The organism is Paenibacillus oceani, assembly GCF_014705615.1.
In the GTDB taxonomy this organism is placed as follows: Bacteria; Bacillota; Bacilli; order Paenibacillales; family NBRC-103111; genus Paenibacillus_AB; species Paenibacillus_AB oceani.
Genome location: NZ_JACXJA010000007.1, coordinates 239,416 through 261,756, shown reverse-complemented (window position 1 = coordinate 261,756; position 22,341 = coordinate 239,416). Strand labels below are relative to the sequence as shown.

Sequence of the window (22,341 nt, the reverse complement as noted above, 5' to 3'; positions counted from 1 at the left end):
TTACTCCCTTCCGTAAGGCTGGTTGTATGGCGTTACTTGCAGATTGTCGTCCGGCATGAGGCCGAACTCCTCCTGCTTGCGCCTCATTTCCCGCTGCAGCGACATTTCGGATTTGCCGAGCGTCTCCCGCGCCGGTTTTCCGCCGATGACCGTATTGATCCAGGCAAAATCCATCTCGCGGGTCAGAAAATAATAACCCGGAACGTACGGCACGTTTTTGGCCCACCGGTCTTGTTCGTTCAACGCCTTCAAGTCGTCGTCGGACCAGGGCAGCGTCTGCATCGCGGCCACGTTCGCCGTATACCAGCGGTACTCGATGCCGGCATACGATTCGATATCGTTGCCGTACCGGCTCTGGACACTACCCGACGTCCACCATTCCAGAAACTTCCACGCCTCTTCCTGGCGCTTGCTCTGCTTCATTATAAAAGCCGACGTCGTTTCCTGCGGCGCCCATCGCACCACGGTGCCGTCCGGCTGCCGGATGCCCGGGACGGGAACCATCTTCCAGTGTCCCGCGAGCTCGGGAGCGGCGACCGTCAGTTGAATGTTCAGCATAAAATCGCTGATCCCGATCGGCATATCCCCATACCGGAAATGGTTGATGAAGGCTGGAACTTCCTGCGGCAGGCTGTATTTGCTGAACCACTCCGTATATTGCTTGAACGCGGCCAGCCCCTCCGTGCTGGTCAGCTCCGTCTGCAAGCCGTCTTCCGTATAAAACTCCGCTCCCTGCTGATAAAAGGGCAGCGCATAGTGCAGGCTGTAGGCGCCCGACGTCGTCAAGTTGGAGTGGATCGTACCGTCGATTTTTCTCGGATACTTAAACGACATGCCTCTCTCCTGCAAGGTCGGCAGCAAACGCATCAGATCGTCCCACGTATCCGGCGGCTGGATGCCCAACTGCTCGAAGATGTCGGTCCGGTAAAACATCATGTTGTATGTCTGGGTCTCCGGCAGCCCGTATACGCCCCCTCCGTAGTTATACGATCGCATGATCCCGGGATTAAACCGTTTGATCACTTCCTCGAACCCGTCATACTGCGACAAGTCTTCCGCCGCACCGCGCATGGCGAAGTCGACCGGCGTCTCCATCCCGACGCCAAGCGCCAGATCCGGCTGATCGCCTGCCGCATTGCCCATCAGCAGCACGTTCTGATTCGGGATCAGATTCACATTCACTTTAATGCCCGTCTGCGGAGTAAATTCCTGCTCGATCAGCGATTGCAGCAAATCGACGTAGTCCCGTCCGCGCTGCACCCAGATCGTCAGGGCGTTCTCGTCGTTCAGCTCGTTCGTATCGTAATTCTCGAAGAAGGAGCGGGCGAAATTCACCGCCGTATACTGCACCTTGTCCCAACCGTTCGGGATCTGGAACGGCGGGTTCGTCTGCGGGGTTCGCACGACGATATAATCGAGCTGCAGCGCCTGGCTTTCCATCGGTTTGATCCAGGTACCGATGCCTGACACGATATCCGAGAAGGCAGTCACCTGATTCGGAATATCGTTGACGTCTTCCTTAAGCGACCGGATCAGGTCGATCAGCGCGCTCAGAGCCGTAGTCGGATCGGTAACCGCCTGGTTCAGTCCGAGCAAGTAGTCGCGGACGACCTCCATCTCATCGATGACGGATTGCAGCTTGTTTTCGATCTCCGGATCGAATTTCTTAATCTCCCATGTCCGAGCGGTGTCGATGTTCTGATCAGCGCCGAAGCCGTAGTTGCCGGAGATCGCCCGGATCTCCTTCTCGATCGACATGACCCGTTGTCTAATTTCATGCAACGCCTCGACCGCAGGGCGGACGATCGAATTATCCGCGACCAGCTTAAGCCGGTGCGTGCCCTCGGTCAGATGGAACAAGTACGGCTCTCCGTCCGGGTCCGCAAGCGGTTTGATCTCCAAAGCGCGGTTCGGGGCGAAGCGGTAATGCAGCATTTCCCGGAACGGTACCCGATCGTCGATCAGCACCGTCCGGTACACGGACGCATTCCCGTTATAGCCTTGAAAATACTTCAGATCGATTGCGTAATAACCGGTCTCCGGTACGGCAATCTCCCATTCGACCGACTGGCCCGCCTTTTCCCACGAAGTGCCTCCGAGCGCGTTGTACGTTATTTTGCCTTTCGCATCCGGGGAGACCAGCGGCTCCGCCACGCTTAACGTTCGGGTACTGACCGCAGACTTCTGCAGATATTGTTCTGCTTCGTACCGGTGATACCAGTCCTTCTGCGGCCCGCTGCCGGCCGGATGCCGGCCGACGTATTCGGCGTAAGCCGGCAGCTTCTCGGGCGAAGCGAGTGTAAGCGAATACAAGGCAACCGGCTCTTTCACTCCGACCAGCCGGATCGTATGCGTGCCCTTGGTCAGCGCCCAGCGCAGCGGCTCCGAGGAGAGCGAATAATCGGTTATGCGCGCGGTCTGCCAGCCGGTTCTTTCCTCCTGCACCGGACGGATCTCATTGCCGATCCCATTGCGGTCGTACGGATACTTGGCGTCTCTCCACTGCCGGTCCAGGACGATCCGCCCCGCTTCGACGAACGGATATTTGCCGTCGATCTGAACGCCCCGGACGATCTCCGAGAAGCTTCCTTTCATAGGCGCATACTCGATCATCAGATCGTACAGTCCGTCCTCCGGCACCTCCACGTTCCATTCGAGCCAGCCTTTCGCATGGGTCCATTCCACGATATCCGCCTTCGTCGCGTCATCCCGGCGGCGCTGGACGCCGGCATCCGGCGACATCCCGCTGTATTCGGCCGCGAGCACGCGGACCCCCGATGTCCCGGCCGGCTGGAACCGGCTGAATTCGCTGCTGCGCTGCCACAACACGTAAGAGACCGGCTGCCGGTCCGCGGCCGCGGCAGACAGACGGATGTCCGACTGGGCGACAACCGGGAAGCTGGCAGGCTCCGCGGATGACGAGCGCCAGAAGATCCATGCGATCCCGCACACTGCTAACGTGCCGAACAAGATACGTCCGCTTCTTCTCCAGCGCCGGCTCATGATCGAAGATCCCCCTGCGCCGCAAAGGAAACTCCGCTTTCCGAGTCGAAGAAATGCGCCCGATCCATACGCACGACAAGCGATACCGTATCGCCGGGCTGAATCGGTGTATGCGCTTCCGCTCGTGAGATGAACGTATCGTCCCCCGACTTGGCATGCAGAAACGTGTTGGAGCCCATCGGTTCCCTCGAATCGACGATGGCGGTTATTCGCCAATCCGGATACTGTTCGAGCGCCCAAGACTCGCTCAGCACATATTCCGGCCGGATGCCGAGCACGACTTGGCGCAAATTCGTCCGGGCTGCGGCAATTTGGGCGCAGCGGCTTTCCGGCACCCGTATTTTCAGCCGCCTGTTCTCAAAATAAAAAACGTTGTGTTCCGATACGATCGCCCCCGGTATAAAGTTCATCTGCGGGGTGCCGATAAATCCGGCTACGAACATGTTATTCGGATGGTCATACAAGTGCTGGGGCGGGGCCACCTGCTGGATCTTGCCTTTCTCCATCACGACGATCCGCGTTCCCATCGTCATCGCTTCCGTCTGATCGTGGGTGACATACACCATCGTCGTTCGCAGCTCGCTGTGCAGCTTGCTGATCTCCACACGGGTCTGCGTCCGGAGCTTGGCGTCCAGATTCGAGAGCGGCTCATCCATCAGAAACACTTGCGGCTCCCGCACGAGGGCACGCCCCAACGCTACGCGCTGCTTCTGCCCGCCGGACAGCTGACCGGGCCGCTTCGTCAGGAAATGCGAGATCTCCAGCATCTTGGCCGCCCGGCTGACCCGCTGCTCGATCTCGTGCTTCGCCACCTTATGAAGCTGCAAGCCTAACGCCATATTTTCAAACACAGTCATATTCGGATACAGGGCATAGTTTTGGAAAACCATCGCAATATCGCGATTTTTCGGGGATACGTAGTTGATGAATTTGCCGTCTATGTAGATATCGCCCTGCGATACTTCCTCCAGGCCGGCGAGCATCCGAAGGGTCGTGGATTTGCCGCATCCCGAAGGTCCGACCAAGACAAGGAACTCCCCGTCCGCTACATCCAGGTGAAAATCGTTGACCGACGGATTCGCTTCCCCCTTGTAGTACTTATACACGTGGTTGAATGCAACGCTTCCCATACGGACCTACCCCCACATTCAAATCTTAAAAACTTTTCCTATACATGAATAAATCATAGCAAAATAAAATAATCACGTAAACACAAATATTATTACATATATATACGGTAAATCACTTTTTGTCCGCGCTTATCATTTATTTATTTATCGTATACATGAAATTTATTTCTTGACTTGAGAAATGTTCATGATAAAATCGAGAAAGAAAAGCTTTCGTCCGAAGCGTTTTCGATGAGCGGTTCCGCTTCTCGCTTGATCCGGCTCCCTATTCCGAATCGTTCAGAAAACCCGAGATGTATGCGCTTACTATCCGAATATGCGAATGATATGTAGGGGGGATTACGGGATTGTAACCATCTGGATGAACCGCGACAATCGCTGTCGCAGATAAGGGTTATGAAATGATGAAACTGGGTGTCACTCGAATCGATATGTGGAGGCGATCCAATGAAATTCCGTAAAAAGCGTTCACGGCAATTCGCGCTGATCAGCATGTTCATCCTGGTCCTCACCTTCCTGCCTTTATTAGCCGCTTGTTCCGGCGGAAGCTCCGGGATACCTGCCGATCCGGCCGGCACCACCCCGGCTCCGAATACCGCCGCACCTGAGAAAAAGGACCCGGTTACTTTAAAAGTATTAACCTGGAACGCAGGACCTTTCCAGAAGCTGTTCGACAAGTTCACCGAGAAGTACCCTTGGATTACGATCGACGCCAGTACGAAGATCAACGGGGGCATCATCAAAAACGTCATAGCCGGCGATCAGGCCGACCTCGTCTTTCTCGACAACGGGTTATCGGAATGGATGAGCGGCGATCTGCTCGAAGATTTGACTCCTTACATCAAGAAAGATCAAAGAATTCAAAGCGCGAACAAAATCGATAACTTGCTGGAATCGTTCGCAACCGGCGGCAAACAGTGGACCGTCCCTTTCTCCGACATCCCGATGTGGATCATCGTCAACAAAGATTTGATGAAGAAATACGGGATGACGATGCCCAAAAACGATTGGACGTACAACGACTTCCTCGAGATGGCCAAAAAAGCGACGAACACGGCGGCAAACGATTGGGGCATGGTCGGCATGGGCCATGAATTTACGAGCATCCTGACGATGGCGAACGGAAGCGCCGATAACTACCGGTATATGAACAAAGACTCTTCCCAGAGCGTCGCCCATACGCCGGCCATTCAGGAAGACTTCAAATGGGTTCAGGATTTGACGAACAAATGGCACGTTCAGCCTACCGTCCAAGAGCAAAAAGATTTGGGTATCCCTGCCGTAGCGGAAGAAGCTTTCATAAAAGGCAATGTCCTGTTCATGCTCGGTGCGGACTGGATGCTGGAGACAATTCAGAAAGCGAAGTTCGAGTGGGACGTTCTGCCGATGCCGAAGGGCAAAAAGATGCAGGCGACGATTCATCAGGCAGGCCCGATCTCGATTCCGAAAGCGTCCAAACATAAAGAGGAAGCGTTCCTGTACATCAGCTTCCTGTTCGATATCGAAGCCCAGAAAACGATGATTGAAACCGGCTCCAGCGCGTTCGTCAAAGATCCCGTGTTGGAGAAATATTTCGGCGAGGTGCCGCTCTGGAAAGGCAAAAACGTCGAGGCGCTGCAATTGTCCGCCAAAATGTGCTGCTTCTCCAGCGATCCGCGCACCGTCAATCTTGGCGATTTGGCCGGCAAGGTCAACGCTTCCATCGATAAACTGATCCGCGAAGGAGGCAATATCAGCACCGTATTCCCGGTGATCGAGGCTTACAACACCAAAGCTCTGGAGACCCGCAAAGCTTTAGGCTGGTAGATATCGGCCCCTCGGAGGAGGAACGGGGCGGAAGTAAGCGGAAACCGGCCGTCTCGCCTCCCCGGGGCCAATCGGATACGTACAGAACCTTTTCCGCGGAGAGGAACATGAGCATTGGATACGAAGTTACAAAAATACGGAATGGATGAAGTTCCCTTCTCGTCTGCTACGCCTACGGAATCGCTGCTGTTCGTATCCGGGCAAGGGGGAGTGGATCCGCATACAGGCGATATTACGGCGGACGATCTGGAACATCAGACGATCGTAACCGTCCAGAACATTGAACGCATCTTGTCTCAATCCGGATTAACGCTGCGGGACGTGGTAAAGGTCAACGTATATCTATGCAAACGGGAACACTACGAGCTGTTCAACCAAATTTACGCCCGCCTCTTCCCCTGCCCTTACCCGGCGCGCACCCTCGTCTATTGCGAACTCAATTTCGACTTGCTTGTCGAAATCGACGTGATCGCCAAACTGAAAGCATAAATCCCGTACGTTCAGTGAAGGGGAGCGACGAGCTGCGGCTCGCCCTCCCCTTTGTATGTTCTTGGCTTATATGCCATTTTCCTGCTTTTCGCCCTCAGCCAGGCTCCTCTCCCCGGTCTCCATCGATTGATACGTCCGGACGAGCCATTCGGCGACGCTACGGCTGATTACATCCAAATATACGCGCCCTTTCTCCGCAGTTGCCCGGTGCGGGGAATCGGTATATCCGTCCGCTCCGGTCAGTTCTCCGTGCCTGCCAATAAATGTTCCGGGCGGCCCCGAAAGAATCCAGGGACGCTGGGGATGTTCCTCGGAAGCCCTGTCGGTATGAACCAGCTCCTCGCGCAAGGCCAAGATCGCCGACGTCTCGAACCCTCCCGCATGGCCCGGCACCATGCCGACTTGTTCCGCATCGGCGAGCCGCAGCGCTTCCTTCGCAACGCTCCAGTAGGAAGCCGAGGCGGTCCAGATCGGATGCGAAACGGCCAGATCGCTCGCCGTCTGCTGCATGATCGGATCGTTTCCGCCGTGGCCGTTAAGGAATACAATTTTACGGAACCCGTTCGCGACGAGGCTTTCCCCGATATCCCGAAGCATCTGCATATAAGTCGCCGAAGAGAAGCTCAGCGTTCCTCCGAAGGCGAGATGATGATGCGAGCAGCCGATCGGGATAAGCGGACAGAGCAGGAGCGGAACCGAAGAGGCCGCCCGAAGCACCGATCGGTTAGCGATATGCCCGCAGATCAGGCTGTCGGTGTATACGGGGAGATGCGGCCCGTGCTGTTCCGTTGCCGCCAGCGGAACGACGGCCATATAACCCTGTTTGGCTTTGGCCGTTAGTTCTTCCCTCGTATGCTCGTGATACAAGAAGGATTTCATGATTTGCCCCGTCTCCTCCCCCATGGCGTACGGTTACTTGACGAACCGTAACGTGCCGAATCGCGACGGAATATGGTAATTGACCGCCCCCGTCGGCGACCATGCCTGGTAATGCCGTTTGTTGTCCCGCTCCTCGTCGATTCTGTAAAAGTTGATGCTCCACAACGCGCCCGCTTCCGGCCGCCGGCTAAAATGGATAAACGGCAAGCGGATCTCGTAGAGTCGAAGATCGCCTTCGTTCCATACCTTCGTCTCCATTCCATCCGCATCCCACTCCGTATGTACGCGAATCCGCCCGTCCTCGTTGTCCACGCGGGCATCGAACACTACGTTCAAGGGGCTGAGCTCCAGCTCGATATAATGCCGCCCCGTCCCCTCTTCATCTATAAATACTTCCACTACATCCTGTTCGTACAACGGATCGTCGCGTTGCGTATAATCGGCGACCGTATGATCATCGACACATTCGAACCGGAAATAAACCGCATCCCCGTCCCAGCACGTTTTCACCCGCGTCGGTTGCTGCACCTGACCGCCGCTGACGACATCGACCAGTTGTTCCGCCTGCAGCGTCTCCCATCTCCTGGTCTCATCCTCTGTAAATTTGCATTCTATCGTTTTTGGCATCATGCATGAAACCCTCCATCCACTTTATAAATCGAGCCGGTTATATAAGAGGAAGCGTCCGACAATAAAAAGGCGGCCATCTCGTTAATCTCGTCGGCACTGCCGCTGCGGCCCAGCCAGGTTCGGCTGCGAATCGCTTCTTTTTCCTTCTCGGATTGGCGCGCGAAATCTTCCTTCGCCCTGAAATCGCCGGGAACGAGCACATTCGCGCGTATCCCGTTTGACGCGTAATCGGCGGCCAGCACTTTCGTAAACTGATGGATCGCCGCTTTGCCGGCTCCATAAGCCAGACAGCCCTCCGACACGATCTCCCCGAGAATCGAGGACGTATTAACGATCGATCCGCCGCCCGAGCGGATCATCAGGGCGAGCGCGTATTTATTAACCAGGAACGTGCTCGTCAGCGTCCCCCGGATCGTATCCTCCCATTCCGTCAGCGTGATCTCAAGCGCAGGCTTCCATACATTCGCGAACACATTATGATACGTCCCGTTCAGCCTGCCGAAGCGGCGTTCGACTTCGGCTACGACGTCCATCACCTGCCGCTCGTCGCACAGGTCGGCCTGCATGAAGGCGAACCGCTTGTCCCCGTACTGCGCTTCCAACGCTCCGATCTCCGGAAATGCCGCAAGAGAAGCGCGGTCGCATAGGAACACCGCCGCTCCTCTTGCCAAAAACATGCGCGCGGCCGACCGGCCCAAAGCGCCTAAACCGCCGGTGATCAGCACCACTTTATTGTCCAGCATACTCACGCGGTTCACCACTTTCTAGGAAGTAGGATAACACCTGACTTCATAAATCCCCGCAGACGGATCGCCATTCGTGGAACGAACGGTGATTCGCAGCCGTTCCGTCCGGACCGGGCGTTCCGGAACGATCGACCGCATCCGCTGATAATTGCCGGCGATCGCCCCGATCCCGGTCCAGTTGCCGTCTACAAACGCTTCTGCCGCAACATCCTTCGGACATTCCGGATCGCGGTAAAGCCCCGGATAGTTCCGGTAGTCGCGAAGCAGCTGGCAGGGAAAGGTCAGTTCGATCCGCCCGATCTCCACCGGCCCCGCCCATGTCAGCTCCAGCCAAGGAGCGTCAGACTCGGACGGGTCGGAGCGCCACAAGTTCGTGCTCCGGTAAGGGCGGGTGACGCCGCTGCGGACGTTGTCCGCCCCGTAACACGCTTGGGACGGCGAGATGCGGAAGCTCATCGTCGTCCCGCTTCCGAACCGCCGCATCAGGCCGTTGCCGATCTCGTAGGCGCTTACATGCCCGGGCTGGATCGCGGCCGCTGCGTGCCAGCCGACGAGCGGATTCGCCAGCAGATCCAGGCGGATATAGCTTCCCCGGAGCTGCGATACGTCGAGGCCGACCGGCCATTCCACCCATTGCTCCTCTCCCGGCGGTACCGTGAGCGCGGCCGCTGCGAGCGGCTCTCCCGGCTCGACCCGGTAATCCCATATATGCTCCGCGGCATATAACCGGGCTTCCACAGTCTGAGCGGCGCCCGACCCGTTGGCCAGACATACGGTCAACACCTCCACACGATCCGCGCCGACGCAGATCCATTGGCCTCTCCTGTGCGTTAGCGGCTGTGCAGCCGGCCGGTCTTCCCCGTCCGGCGGAGGAAGTGCGCCGGCCAGAACCGCTTCGCTGCTCGCACGGACCTCGGCCCGTCTGGCCAGATCGCGCTCATCCTCGTTCACCACGTTCGGCAGGAAACACCCGTCGCGCAACAGCGCCTGTTGGACATCGCCGATCGCCCGCTCCGGAACGTCGCGCACCGGGATGCCGGCGCGAATCGCCAGGGCGGCAGCCGTCCCCGCCGCCTGCCCCATCACCGCCGTCGTCCCCATGACGCGCACCGTGCCGAGCGCCGCATGAGTGACACTGACGTTCCGGCCGGCCATCATCACATTATTCATCTTGTTCGCTATCAAGATGCGCAGCGGGATTCCGTACGGTCCGACATAACTTTTCGACATGTAGGAAGTTCCAGAATTTCCCCCTATAGCAGAATGTTCGCTGAACGGAGCGAGAAGTCCTCCAGGCTCATGCAAATCGATAAACCAGCCGCCGTAGGCGACCTCGTCCGGGAATACCGTCTTCTGCAAAGGATCATGCTCGGTCATCAAGTATTCGCCGACGATCCTCCGGCTTTCCCGCTTGCCGGGCACTTGCCCGATCCAGTCGAGCGCGTACGTCCTCGCTTCCTCCTTCAGCCGCGGGTCCCGGTTTTTGATCCAGTCCCAGACGCCTAATACGTGCCGGGTTAATTCGTGGCGGAGCGTCTCGTTGTCGTAGATCGTATGCCATGGCACGGACAGCTCGATCCACCAGAACCCGCTTCGCACATCGCTCGGCCATCTGCCCTGCTTGTAGAAAAAGTCCGGGTTGTCGTAGCGGACCGCCCAGTCCGGAGCGGTAAACGGCACCGGATAGCCTACATCCTTTGCTTTGAAATGAATCGAATTGCCCATGACCGCATCGCTGGCTTGCTCCGGAGCGTGCGGCTCGCCGAATTCGTCCCGGCTCTCCGTCCCGAGCCTCCATTCGCAGCCGGCCAACGCGGCAACGATACCGTCGCCGGTACAGTCGACGAACGTATCCGCATAAATCGTCAGCTCGGTCTCCGCATGGCTGACGCGGGCGATTACGGCCTCCACCGTCCGTTCATCCCGCATTCTTACATCCGTAACCGTCGAATTCAGCCGGAACGTCAGATTCGGCGTGTGCATCGCCATATCGTACATAACCATATCCCAGACGCTGTTGATATATCCGTTGTCCCACGTCGGATTCTCGTGGTTGCGCGCCCTCTCCTCGATCAGCAGCTCGGAGATGATGCCGGTTTCCCGTGCGTAAGCATGGAAGCTGGCCGCTCCTTGCGGGGGAACGCGTATTTCCGACGAACTGTTGCCGCCGAACACCGGCCGGTCCTGCACGAGACACACCTTCGCGCCGTGACGGGCCGCGGCGACGGCTGCGGAGAAACCCGCCAGTCCGCCGCCGCACACCACGACATCGTATCGCTCTTCGACGGAACGAAAACCCGCCTTCGTCTGCTCCCGTCCCTTCATCTTGCATTCCCCTTTCGGCCCTGTCCGTTGATCATCCGTCTCGAATCGTTGCCCAGCATATAGTCGGCCTTCGGTGCCATTTCCCGCGTGACGCCGGCCTCGTATTCGTCACTCAACCTAACTCCCCGCCCTGTCCGGGAACCGCGACATTCGTATAACGCACCACGCAGCCGTACAGTTCTCCCGAACCGACGCATAAGGAATCGTCCTCGGGCGAGTAGGCGAGACACGAGATGGAATGGATGCTGGCCCACTCGGAATCCAGCTCCCTCAGCTCCGCATTGTCTTTAATAACCCGCGGTCTTCCCAGATCCGTAAACCCGTGCTCGCGCGAAAAATGGAACACATGGCCGGCGTCCCTGGCTCCGCCGTATACGCCGAATACTTCCTCCCCGTTCCGTCTGACGAAGCAACGCAGTTGCCCGCTGGAATATAACCGGGCGTAGGACGTCGTCTTCCGGTGATCTGCGGACAACGTGAACAACATGCCGTCCGCCGTCCCCGCAACTACGGTTCCGTCTGCGAGCGCCGCTCCTCCCGTTACCGTCGCCCGGAACGTTCTTCCCCGGATGGAGGGAACCTTGACCGGCAGCGTCACGGCACGTTCCTCCGCCAGATCGTAGAGCACCAGCTCGTCAGCGGCGCCAGACAGCAGCAGCCGGTCGTCGTCCAGCCGGATCGGATGGGCATCCGGCTCGGTCAAGACCAGACCATGCAGCAACTGAAGGGAGCGCTTCTGCGGATCGCATACGTACACGGCGCCTGCCGGGTCGCTGGCCAGCAGCCTGTTTCCTTTGAGAGTCAGGTGCAGCTTCGTGAGCTTCGTTCCCTCCGGCGTTTCGAAAATAATCGTACCGGTGCCGGCCTGCAGATCCGTTTCCACGATTTTGCCGTCCGCCGTAAGAACCGCCGTCCTCCGGCCGTCCACATCCACACACGATAGAGGAGCGCCCCCGTCATAAATCACCGTTGTTTGCATAAGCCGTCCCGTTCCGGCATCCGACTCGGCCAGCAGCACTTGAGCGCCGCCGTTTATCGTGAATACGCGCTCCGCGATGGAACGCACATGACGGACCGCCGTATCGTTCCAGCTCATATACTGGTGAAGCGGCATGGTCCGCGTGCCGCCCGCCACGATATGCATAAACGCCGGGCGGCCGACATCGTTATAGTCCGGTTCGGTGTACGGCCTCAGCGGCACGTTCGGGGCGCCCGGTCCCGGAGGCTGCAGCTTCTTCAGATCGACGGCGAGGATGTACGGGGAAAACTCTCCGCATACGTCCACCATATGCAGCCAGCCGTCGCGGTCGAAAATCATCTCGCATATGTACTGGGAGTCTTTGCCTTGCGGTGCGATCAGCCCCAGATTTTCCGGCTCTCCGCCTTTCAAAATATCCCACCGGACGAGCCGGATCGGGAAATAGCCGTCATATGTTTTCAAGCCGTAATACAAAACGAAATTGTCGTCGGCCGCCAGTCCTCCGATCCCGTACGGATTCACCGGCGTTTCATTGCGCAGATGGATCGGGCCGTGCCTCGTAACCGCAAGCGTCTCCGTATGGAGCTCGATCATCTCCCCGTCCATATTGTCTACGAGAAACAGCGAATTCCGCGGAGAATGCACGGCGAAAATAAACTGCCTCCGATGCTTCGTTCCGTTAGGAGAGACGAAATTCACCTTCAAATCCTGCACCTTTTCCCGCTCCGGATCGAATCGCCAGATCCCCCCTGTATAGGAGCTGCCGTACAACCGGCCTTGGGCATCCTTGACGAGCCGGCAGGAGGAGAATTCCGACACCTTGCCGTAATCCTTCACCTCATTGGTCTCCAGATCGATCCGGTACAAGTGCCCTCTCATGTAACCGAGAAAATAATAATAACGCGGATCATTGCCCAGCATGCCGCCGTACATACTCTCCCTCGGCACGGGAATGCCTCTCACCTGAACCTCGTTCGTATCCGGATCGACGATCATTAGGATCGAGCCGGGATACCCTTCCCACGGATGCTCGTAATACTGCTCATACATCCACTGCTTGTGGCCCGGCGCCGGGGCCGTGTTATGGGTTGCCATAATCAGTCTGCCGTCCGGCAAAAAATCGATGCTCGTATGGATTTTGCTCGGCGGCATTTGCTGCGAATCGACGATCCACACTTTCGCCACATCGAATATAAGCCGAAGCTCGCCCGACTTGGGGTAATACTCGTACAGTAAAGCGGTGAGCGGCTTTTCGTTCTCCCCGCATACGCTTACATAAAACCGGTCGTCCGGCGACCGCACGAAATCCCACACCGCATTGTGGCCTTCCTGATTGGGCAGCTGGGTAAACCGGGTAAGCTCCTCCGGAATTCCGGCAAACAGATTGTTATTCATTCTTCTCCCTCCAAGACCGGATGCGCCGCATACTGGATCATCAGCTCGGGCGTCTCCAGCTTCTTTCCTGCAAATAAGGAATCCATCGCAAAGCTGATCATGCCCGATGTGAGCAGCGTCCGTTCCGGCGGCTGCGGCGGCCGCCGCGTAAGGAAAAACGTCTCGATAGCCCGGGTCAACCGTTCAAAATGGCTGAACGGCCGGTCGAGGTCGTTGTCGTATCGCGAAGCGGCGATCCGGCCTTCGCGGTCGCGAAAGGCGAAAGCCCAATGCTCGTGCAGCCGCTTGAACTGAATAATGAAAGCCTTCGTGCCGTCCGCATATTCGATTCTGTACATAGCCGGGTCCGGCTCGCTCGTTCTCGGATGCACTTGCGGCAAATCCGGATAAACGGAGAGCGCATGCAGCAGCAAATCTTCCGGCCATTCCCCGCGGTCCATCGCTTCCCATACTTCTCCTTGGCCGCCCCGGATCAACTCCACGGACCGCACCCCGGTCTCGCCGCCCTCGCGAAACTCCGCGATCGATTGAAGCACTTCCATGGCGTGAAAACCGTAACATTCCAGCCCTCCGTTGCTGATCACCAGGATCATCTTCATCGATCGCGCACGCCCCAGATCGAGAGCCGGCACCAGATCGGCATACGGGATCGAGGAGCCGCCCATGAACGGAATGCCTCTCGCCTTCATCTCGTCGTACATCCACCGTGAATCGCGGTAAGTGTAGGCCAGATGTTTGTCGGAGAAAATCGGAACCGCACGCCCAAGCTCATCGAGCGCCGCCAGCGTTTCCTCGAGAAAACGCCGTCTGGGGTACAAAATCTGCCCCTTCTCGTTCTTGGGGTAATTTCCGTGCTCGGCGATTATGATCACGCCGTCCACAGGCCCTCCCGAATGGTCGGCCCGGATCGCCTCGGCGATCGACGGGCAGACCGGTATGCCGCACCGGTCCGCGGCCTCCCGGCTCATATCGCCGTCCGGCACCTGATCCGTATACATCGAAACGACCTCTACCCGGGGGCAATAAGCAAAATCGCCCAACAGACGCCCCAAAATGACATCCGCGTGGGAGTTGTACCGGTATTCCGTGACGAGGACTGCTACTTTCAGCTTCTTGCCGCTTTCGCCCATGGCCGTCCTCTCCCTTATCCTTGAACTGTTCCGCACGATCCGACGAATAGGAAACGCTAACAAAATTTTATATCCGCAAATCCGGATAGTCAACAAATTTTTCATAGATGTGTACTATTTTCTTATTTGTGATAAATATAAAAATCTCAAATGAAATATCCAGCGAAAATCCGACATTTTTCACAGGTATGAAATATCCAATCCCACTCGCCTGTCGGCTACGGACTGATCACAACGAGCTGTCCCTCCGTCAACCCGCTTACGATCTCCGCTTCCGTACGGGTGACGAGCCCTGTCTGCACCTCCGCAGCCCGGCGTGCATCCGCGTCTGCAATCTGTACGTAAACCGCGCCGTTCTCATACCGAAGCGCCCGGCGCGGGATCGTCAGCACATCCGGCTTGCTGGCCAGCTCCAGCTTGAAATTCAGGCTGGCCCCAAGCGTCAGTCCGTCCGGGAGCGGGCCTGCGAATTCGAAAAAAAGGGTATCCTCGTTAGTTTCGGCTTGCTGCTGATGACCGTTATCTTGAGAAATCGTCAAAGGCGCCCCCGCTACCCGGGCGTTCACCGTCGCCCCTTCCACCTGTATGGCGACAGGCATCCCCGGCCTGATCCCGCCTACGTAAGCGGACAGGTCTCCCGTATATTGAAGCCGCAACGCACCGGATGGAGCGACGCCGACCACGTTCCGGTACGTCTCGGCCTTACTCCCGGCTACGATATCGTCCAGAAACGTCACGATTCCGTCTGCTGCCGAGACGAGCTCGCTTTTGCTTTGATTGTCCAGCAGCCGGGACAGCTTCAACTGCTCGATCTCGAGGTTCATCCGGTCGATCATTATATCGTCGGGATGACCGGACTTCAGCGATTGGCGAAGCACCAGCTTCATGTTCTCGACGGCAAGCTTTTGCCGGGCGTGCGATAAAGCGAAATCCGCGGTTTGCAGCCGCAGTAACACGTCTCCCCGGCCGACCCGGTCCCCCCGCTTGACCCGTACCTCCCCAACCGTGCCGTTAACCTGAAAAGAATAAAACTCTTCCCGGGCCGGGACGACTATAGCGGCTCCAGTTAATTCGACGGTCAGCGTCCCCTTTTTCACTGCCCAGACGTCGGCTTTTACCCGGACATTCTCGATCAGCCCGGGACCGGACTCGCTTCGTTTCGGGAGTAGCGAACATCCCGCCAGGAGCGCTGCCGCCAGAAGTACGGCGGTCAGGGTGACCGTGAAGCGCCGTCCTCCTCTCGCAGCGGATCGGTCCGTCCTTTGTCCATGCCCCAAGATCATCACCGCCTAATCCTCTCCTAACTTGACCGCTTGGTGAATTCGGATACGGGACAGCAGCCAGCCGAGAACAACCAGCCCCGCCGTGATCATACCGGTCACGATCACATACAGCTTCAGCGAATCGCCGGAATCGAACGTTACCCGGAATGGCGGTACTTGCGCCGCAGGGCTGAAGGAGATCTCGAACAGCGTGACGAACCAAGCGCACGTTACCCAACCGACAAGCCCGCCCATAACCGCGGCGGCGGCGGTCGTCAGCAGCTGCTCGGCAGCCAGCATCCCTAGCAGCTGCGGGAACGATATGCCCATGGCCCGCAAGATCCCGAACTGCACGAGCCGTCCGGAGAGCGACAGTACCCCGTGCAGCAGAAAACCGGCAAAGCTGATGATCAAGGCGATGAGAAAGCCGAGCGTCATCACCCCGTTTACGGCCAGCTGAAAAGGATCGTTTTTGGCTGCGACGACCTCCTCCCGCGTATCCGCCACCGAGATCAGGCTCATGCCGTCCGCCGCGAGCGCATCGTACAGGGGCTGCCTGCTTTCCCCATCCTTTAATCTGATCCACACTTCATACGGCTCGGGTGCCAGCGCCAGCTGGATATACTCGAGATGACCGATCACGAAGCGGGGGATTTCCGGGAGCACGCCGCCCCGGACACGCCCGGACGGATTCGGATTCATGGCCGGCCAGTAATCGACTACGCCGTAAACGGTAAAAGGCTTCGCAGGAACGCCGCTCCAATCGATATAAATCACGTCTCCGGACTTGATCCCCTGATCGGCCATCGTTCGGGAAATCAATACCGCTGACGGATCGGTCGCGATCAGATTCAAATAGTCGTTCAGATGATGCTCCAGCAAGCCGTTCCTCAGCCATGCCGTACGTCCGAATTCAGCGGTGTTAATGCCCATTAGCCGGATCGGTCCGCCCTCCTTGCCGGCCGCATACCTCGCTTCCTCCTTCACGAACACTTTGGCCGCGGACTGTACGCCCGGAAGCTCCCGGAACAGCTGGAACGGCGGCTCCACGTAGTGAGTCCGCTTCGCCGAACGCGTATCCCCCCCGATAGCGCCGGCGCTCGCCTGCTCTCCGGGGCTGCCCGGTAAACGGCCGGTTGGACCTGCGGAGCCCGAAAGCGGGGCGTCGCTGATCCAGGCTTGCTTCAGCACAAGGTCCGCGCCGTTATTGTAACGGATCTTGTGCTCCGCGTTATCGTTCAAAGTCCTTGCCGCGCTTGCGCTGTACAGGCCTATTGCGATCGTCATGATCAGAAACATCATCACATACAAATACGGCGCTCCGGCTCTTCCGACTTGGATCAGCGTCGCATAAAGCGCCGGGGGCCATCTTTTCCTGCCGGTCCAATAGAGGAGTCGGATCAGCCAAGGATAAAAGCGCAGCATAAGCAGTCCTGCACCCAGGATAAACATCGCGGGAAAAAAGAACAGCAGCGGATCGACGGTCATTTCGGAGCCGTCCGCTCCCATTCGCATCCAGTCGCTGCGCTGCCTGTCGAACCGGCGAAGGCCGAATACCGCGGCCGCGACCAGCACGAAGTCTATGTAGAATCGGTGCCATAGCGAACGGCTCCCGCGGCGGGCCAACTGCCGGGTATGGCTGACGATCGACAGGCGGGCTGCGGCAAGCGCGGGAAAAAGCGTCATCAGGACGGAGGCTGCGACCGCATACAGCGCATACCGGTACGACTCGCCGCTCAACCGGACCAGCAGAGCCGAACGGTTGACGAATTCGAGAAACCCGTTCGAAGCGCCGAGCAAGCGGACGAGCAGCAAGCCGAGCGGCGGTCCGACCGCCAGCGCAACAGCCCCCAGCAACAGCCCTTCGATCATATAGCCGACCGCGACTTGAAGCCGGCTGGCTCCGCGGCTGCGCAGCACCGCAATTTCCGTTTGTTGGCGCTCCGTAATCAGGCTGGACACCATATACAGGTAATAAGCGAGCATGATCATAATCGGCACGTACAGCGACCAGAGCATCTTCCTTAAGTCGGCTTCCCGTTGGAAGTACGTCTGCAAGGTCGGCATGGCAGGGACTTCGGCAAGGTAGGTACGGAACCGGTCTGATAAATAAGTGTCGATTCGTTCGCTCGTCTCAACGAACCGGTGCATGGAATCAAGGCCCATCCGGGAGTAATCAAGCAGGAACAGCCAGCCGGCGCTTGCCGTCGGCAGCACATCCCCTGTCGTAAAGTCGCGTTCATACAGCTCGAAGTCGATAAAAAACGTTTTGGCGTAGTCTTCAAACTGGTTGTACCAGTAAGGATCGGCATGATCCTTCTTGGCGACGACGCCGACGGGTGTGATCCGGATGTTCGTCTTCGCTTCCTCGTCGTTTATAACGAATACGTTGCCAAGCACCATATTTAACGCCTTCAGCGACTGCTCGGTCACAAGCGCCTCGTAGATCCCGTCCACAGGCCGATCGGCCGGTAATCTGCCGTCTGCCAGACGAACATGCTCGGACAAGCCGGACCTTGCCGCCAGCTCGATTTGCCGGTTCGTCCCCGATTCGATCCGGGTCTGTTCCGCCGGGATCACCGAATAATAGGTCGTCCTTCTCTCGCGCACCAGCTCGCTTACCGGCAGTCCGAATCCGGGAGCCGCTTCCTTGCGCATGAAGTCGTCCAGCGTCCGTACCGCCTGCGGCCGGTCCTCCGGCTTGTAGTCCCCGGTATCCCAATAGGAAGTGCCTCCCATAACCGCCTTCGCATAATGAATTCCGGGATAACGGCCGGACGTAATCTGGAATTGCTCCAGATCCTTAATGAGCATCCGCTGCAATACCGCATCGGTATAGATCGGGATGCTGCTTACGAGCGCCACGGACATAACAAGCCCGCCGAGAAGACAAACCGCCAGCCATCCGTTATTCGCCAGCTTGCGCACCATCATGAGAAGCAGTGCCAACACGATACCTCCCGACTTAGTGGAGTGCGGAGCCCGGCCGTTACTGGATCATGATCTGCTGCCCTTCTTCCAGCCCTTTGACGATCTCGACTTCTGTAGCCGACTCGAGCCCGGTCTCTACATCGGCCTCCCGAATCCGTTCTCCTTCCAGCACTTTGACGTAAGTACGCCCCAGAACAGAGGTTAGTGCGAACCTCGGAATGACGATGACGTTCTCCTTCTTTTGGAGCATGATTTGAATTTCCGCGCTGTCGTTCAGCTCCGGGCGGATGCCGGCATCGTCCAGCCGCACATATATCGTGTTCGCATAACCGGCGTTTTGCGATTTCTGACCGATAGACGGTGCGTTTGCCGGACTTTGGACCACCGTCCCTTGCAGCTGCCGGTCCCGGTACACGATGTCGGCCCGCATCCCGGCCCGGACCTCCTGCACATTATCGGAGCCGGACGATGTGTAGGTCAGCTCGATCCTTTGCGGATCGGCTATCGTTACATAAGGTTTAGCCGGTTCAACCGTATCTCCGATCTTCACCTCTTCCATAGCGACGATAATGCCGTCGATTTGCGCCCGCATCGTTTTGCCGTCCAGTTGCGACTGGGCATCGTTCCATAATCGCTCGGCGATATCCACCTCCAATATTCGGATCGGAATCAGCTCCTCGTCCCGGATTTCCTTGGCCAGATTCAGATTGCGCTTCGCCTTCGCCAAGTCCCGGACCCGTTCCTTGACGGCGATATCGCCAAGCCCGATCTCCAGCTCGATCAGAGGGTCTCCCTGCCGGACCCGGTCTCCGGGTTTTGCCGGAACGGCCGTTACTTTGCCCGTAGAATAAAAGTGCTGGCTGACGACGTCGGACGATTGGAACAAGCCCATCCCTTTCACCTGCCGGGTCACAGTCCCCCGCTTCACTTCGTGCAAATTGTAGATTTCCTTCTGCGGCAATACGAGCGGCGGCTTCAGCACCGATTCTTCCTTCGGCCACAATGTGCATCCGGACAAAGCCAGCGTCAGGCACCCCAGTCCGGTCAAGCCCGCTCTCCACCAGCTAATTCTGTTCCGCATTCGTCCATCCTCCACGGGAATACTTCATGCCGAATCCGTCTTTCTCCAGGTCCGTTCCTGTTCCAGTTAACTGCATATTACCACTTTTATAAATATAAATAAATTGCATAATGAAAAAAAACAAAGATTTTATCTGCTTATTTTATCCTGAACCCGCATGATTTCGATGCAAAATGCGCAAATGAGAAAAACATTTACATACATAAATTATAATGTATAATATGAATCGAACCGTTTTCTAAGAGGACAGGAGGAGAATGGATACACGAGAACGCCGATGGTTACAGCTACAGCAGGGTGAAGCAGATATGGAGAGTTCGTTATTTCCTGCAGTGCGGCAGCTGTATCGGGGTTGGCCGCCCGAGTCAAGCCGCAGTGGAGTGAAATATAAGGCTGCAGTGTGCGCAGACTGCAACCGTCACAATGGAATACGAGGGAGTGATCTTGTTGTTCAAGCGTCTGATGCTTGTCGTCACTATGCTCTGCACCTTGCTTCTCGTTGTCTCGCCGGCTATGGCGAATTCTGCTTCCCCCGCTCCAGGCGACTCCTGGTCGAGAGAAAGGCTGGCCGCCCAAGTCAGTGAACTGAATGCGCTCCTCGGCATTACCGACCGGCTTCCGTTGAAGCAATTTCTTGAAAGCGTTCGCAATCAAGCGAATACAGTGCTGGGCTCAGCCGACATTACGCCCGAGGTCGGCCTGAAAACGCACAAAGCGCTGGGCTACGCCATTAAGCTCGCTTCGGACGTCAACCTTCTCGGCAGCTACGCCCCTTGGACGCACTCGCCTTTTATCGTCTACGAGGCTCCCCCGATCAGCCCGGAAAAGCGGCTGCCGGATACGCTTCCGCAAGACGGCGTCTTATCCGATCAGTTGTCGGTCATCTCGGCGAAAGGGGAATTCGAAGCAGCTTCCTTCGTCCTCGCCCCGCTCTCCGACGTAAGCTCCGTCACCTTTGCCGTCAGCGATTTGACAGGGGAAGGCGGCACGATTCCGGCCGGCGCTATCGACCTGCGGGTCGTCAAAACCTGGTATCAGGGCGGAACGGCCTGGCAAAGCTACTTTAGCGACTCCTCCAAGCAAGTGCTGGTTCCCGAGCTGCTGCTGCACGATGAAAACCTCATTCTCGTCGACCATAACCGCAAAGGCAACTCCTTGCGTGTCGACTACCCGACCGGCTCCCAGTATAAAGACATCTCCAACATCCCGGCGACCAAATTCAACACATACGAGGAACCGGTCGAGGACAGCCTGACTCTTCTGCCAATCGAACTGAAGCAGGGGGAATCGAAGCAGATGTGGCTCACCTTGAAAGTTCCCGGCCAAGCCGCCGCCGGCTTTTATACCGGCTCGATCGACATCGTAGCGGACGGCGTCCCGGCAGGCAGCCTCGCCTTACATGTCCGCGTCCTTCCTTATGAGCTTCCTCAGCCGAAAACGTATTACGATGTGAACAAAGACTTTTACGTCATGCTTTACCACCAAAGCCGAGTGAAGGAACATTTGGTTCAAGCCAAAGGGGATCTCGCTCTCGTTGAGACCAAGCTGTTAAACGATTACCAGAATCTCGCCGATCATAACGCGCTTCATATCCCCGGACCGCTATATTCGGTTGCCGACCGGGCGACCTTCACGAAGCAGCTGGAGCTTATGCAGCAGGCCGGCCTCAGTCTGAACCCGTTGTTCGGCGTGAAGCAGACGTTTCCTCCCTACGATATATTCAATAAATACACAGGTTATTTGGCTGCCAAGGCGACTTATGAAGCGAACCCGACCGAAGCGAACAAGCAGGCGATGGACACCCTCTACTACGCATGGCGAAACGGCGTTAACGCGCAAAAGGCCGCGCTCGACGAGGCGTACGATTACGTCTCCAACTTCGTCGGCCACACGAACCTGTATTTTGACGGCTGGGATGAGCCTTCCTGGACGATGCTGCAGTTCCAGCAGGAGATGTGGCAGTACATGCACGACAAGGGAGTCAAAGTGTTCTCTACCGGCACCGAACGCCACTTCGAGCTGGATGTGAAAGAAAACTTCTTGAACATCGTCGGAGAGCCGACCCGCGAAAAGGCGGATATGTGGCACTCCTTCGGCAGCGACAAAATGATCACGAATTACGCGTATCCGCATACCGGACCGGAAAATCCCGACCTGATGCGCCAGCGTCACGGGATGTGGACGTACAAAGCCAACTATGACGCTACATACAATTATATTTTCTATGAAGGCCCTCCGAACATCTGGAACGACAACTCGATCCAGGACGAATTCCGTAACTTCAACCTCGTCTATCCGACAAGAACGAAATTGATCGACACGATCGCCTGGGAAGGATTCCGCGAAGGGATCGACGATATCCGCTATGCGACCAAGCTGAAGCAGGCTGCCGCCGCAGCGATTGCGTCGGGTCAGGCCGATCGGGTTGCCGCCGCGAACAACGCCTTGTTCTGGCTCGAAGAAGTCGACGAACGTTCGACGAATCAGGATCTGCTCCGGCTGGAGATGATCCGGCATATCGGGCTGTTGCTTGATTTGGAAACTACCCACTAAGG

General features: G+C 57.3%; 14 protein-coding genes. 3 read left to right on the top strand and 11 right to left on the bottom strand.

Translation table 11 applies throughout. From position 1 onward, the window contains the following. Nucleotides 1-3,003, bottom strand: a complete 3,003-nt coding sequence (locus IDH45_RS08095; RefSeq protein WP_190926366.1) for an extracellular solute-binding protein — start codon at nt 3,001-3,003, stop codon at nt 1-3. Further along, nucleotides 3,000-4,133 (bottom strand): ABC transporter ATP-binding protein, encoded by a 1,134-nt coding sequence (locus tag IDH45_RS08090; protein WP_190926364.1) that lies wholly within the window; start codon nt 4,131-4,133, stop codon nt 3,000-3,002. Before IDH45_RS08090 ends, IDH45_RS08095 begins: the two co-directional genes overlap by 4 nt. A gap of 447 nt (nt 4,134-4,580) precedes the next feature. Here IDH45_RS08090 and IDH45_RS08085 point away from each other — a divergent pair, with 447 nt between their 5' ends. Both IDH45_RS08085 and IDH45_RS08080 read left to right on the top strand, forming a co-directional pair. Beyond that, nucleotides 4,581-5,939 carry an extracellular solute-binding protein gene (locus IDH45_RS08085; protein WP_190926362.1) on the top strand — a complete coding sequence of 453 codons (1,359 nt, stop codon included), beginning with the start codon at nt 4,581-4,583 and terminating at the stop codon, nt 5,937-5,939. A gap of 114 nt (nt 5,940-6,053) precedes the next feature. Then, nucleotides 6,054-6,428, top strand: coding sequence for a RidA family protein (locus IDH45_RS08080; protein ID WP_190926361.1), 375 nt, complete (start codon nt 6,054-6,056; stop codon nt 6,426-6,428). Nucleotides 6,429-6,494: 66 nt separating this feature from the next. Here IDH45_RS08080 and IDH45_RS08075 read toward each other — a convergent pair whose 3' ends face one another. From IDH45_RS08075 to IDH45_RS08035, 9 genes are all read right to left on the bottom strand, one after another. After that, the gene (locus tag IDH45_RS08075) at nt 6,495-7,307 is read right to left on the bottom strand and encodes a creatininase family protein (RefSeq protein WP_190926359.1); all 813 of its coding nucleotides are present in this window, start codon (nt 7,305-7,307) and stop codon (nt 6,495-6,497) included. A gap of 33 nt (nt 7,308-7,340) precedes the next feature. Next, on the bottom strand, nt 7,341-7,937 hold the full coding sequence (locus IDH45_RS08070) for a carbohydrate-binding family 9-like protein (protein WP_190926357.1): 597 nt from the start codon (nt 7,935-7,937) through the stop codon (nt 7,341-7,343). Further along, nucleotides 7,934-8,680, bottom strand: coding sequence for an SDR family NAD(P)-dependent oxidoreductase (locus IDH45_RS08065; protein ID WP_223836480.1), 747 nt, complete (start codon nt 8,678-8,680; stop codon nt 7,934-7,936). Before IDH45_RS08065 ends, IDH45_RS08070 begins: the two co-directional genes overlap by 4 nt. A 21-nt stretch (nt 8,681-8,701) precedes the next feature. Beyond that, the gene (locus IDH45_RS08060) at nt 8,702-11,008 is read right to left on the bottom strand and encodes an FAD-dependent oxidoreductase (RefSeq protein ID WP_190926353.1); all 2,307 of its coding nucleotides are present in this window, start codon (nt 11,006-11,008) and stop codon (nt 8,702-8,704) included. Nucleotides 11,009-11,120: 112 nt separating this feature from the next. Further along, nucleotides 11,121-13,382: a ligand-binding sensor domain-containing protein gene (locus tag IDH45_RS08055; protein ID WP_190926351.1), complete on the bottom strand. Its 2,262-nt coding sequence runs from the start codon at nt 13,380-13,382 to the stop codon at nt 11,121-11,123. Further along, nucleotides 13,379-14,512 carry a hypothetical protein gene (locus tag IDH45_RS08050; RefSeq protein ID WP_190926349.1) on the bottom strand — a complete coding sequence of 378 codons (1,134 nt, stop codon included), beginning with the start codon at nt 14,510-14,512 and terminating at the stop codon, nt 13,379-13,381. The genes IDH45_RS08055 and IDH45_RS08050 overlap by 4 nt, the downstream gene beginning before the upstream one ends. A 218-nt stretch (nt 14,513-14,730) precedes the next feature. After that, complete coding sequence (locus IDH45_RS08045; protein ID WP_190926347.1) at nt 14,731-15,798, bottom strand: efflux RND transporter periplasmic adaptor subunit; 1,068 nt, start codon at nt 15,796-15,798, stop codon at nt 14,731-14,733. A 3-nt stretch (nt 15,799-15,801) separates the two neighbouring features. Continuing rightward, nucleotides 15,802-18,726, bottom strand: coding sequence for an FtsX-like permease family protein (locus IDH45_RS08040; RefSeq protein WP_317891170.1), 2,925 nt, complete (start codon nt 18,724-18,726; stop codon nt 15,802-15,804). 37 nt (nt 18,727-18,763) lie between these two features. Further along, nucleotides 18,764-19,786 carry an efflux RND transporter periplasmic adaptor subunit gene (locus IDH45_RS08035; protein ID WP_190926343.1) on the bottom strand — a complete coding sequence of 341 codons (1,023 nt, stop codon included), beginning with the start codon at nt 19,784-19,786 and terminating at the stop codon, nt 18,764-18,766. 447 nt (nt 19,787-20,233) lie between these two features. On the opposite strand from IDH45_RS08035, the gene IDH45_RS08030 reads away from it, so the two are divergent. After that, entirely contained in the window at nt 20,234-22,339 is a 2,106-nt protein-coding gene (locus IDH45_RS08030; protein WP_190926341.1) for a hypothetical protein, read from the top strand. Nucleotides 22,340-22,341: the final 2 nt, after the last annotated feature.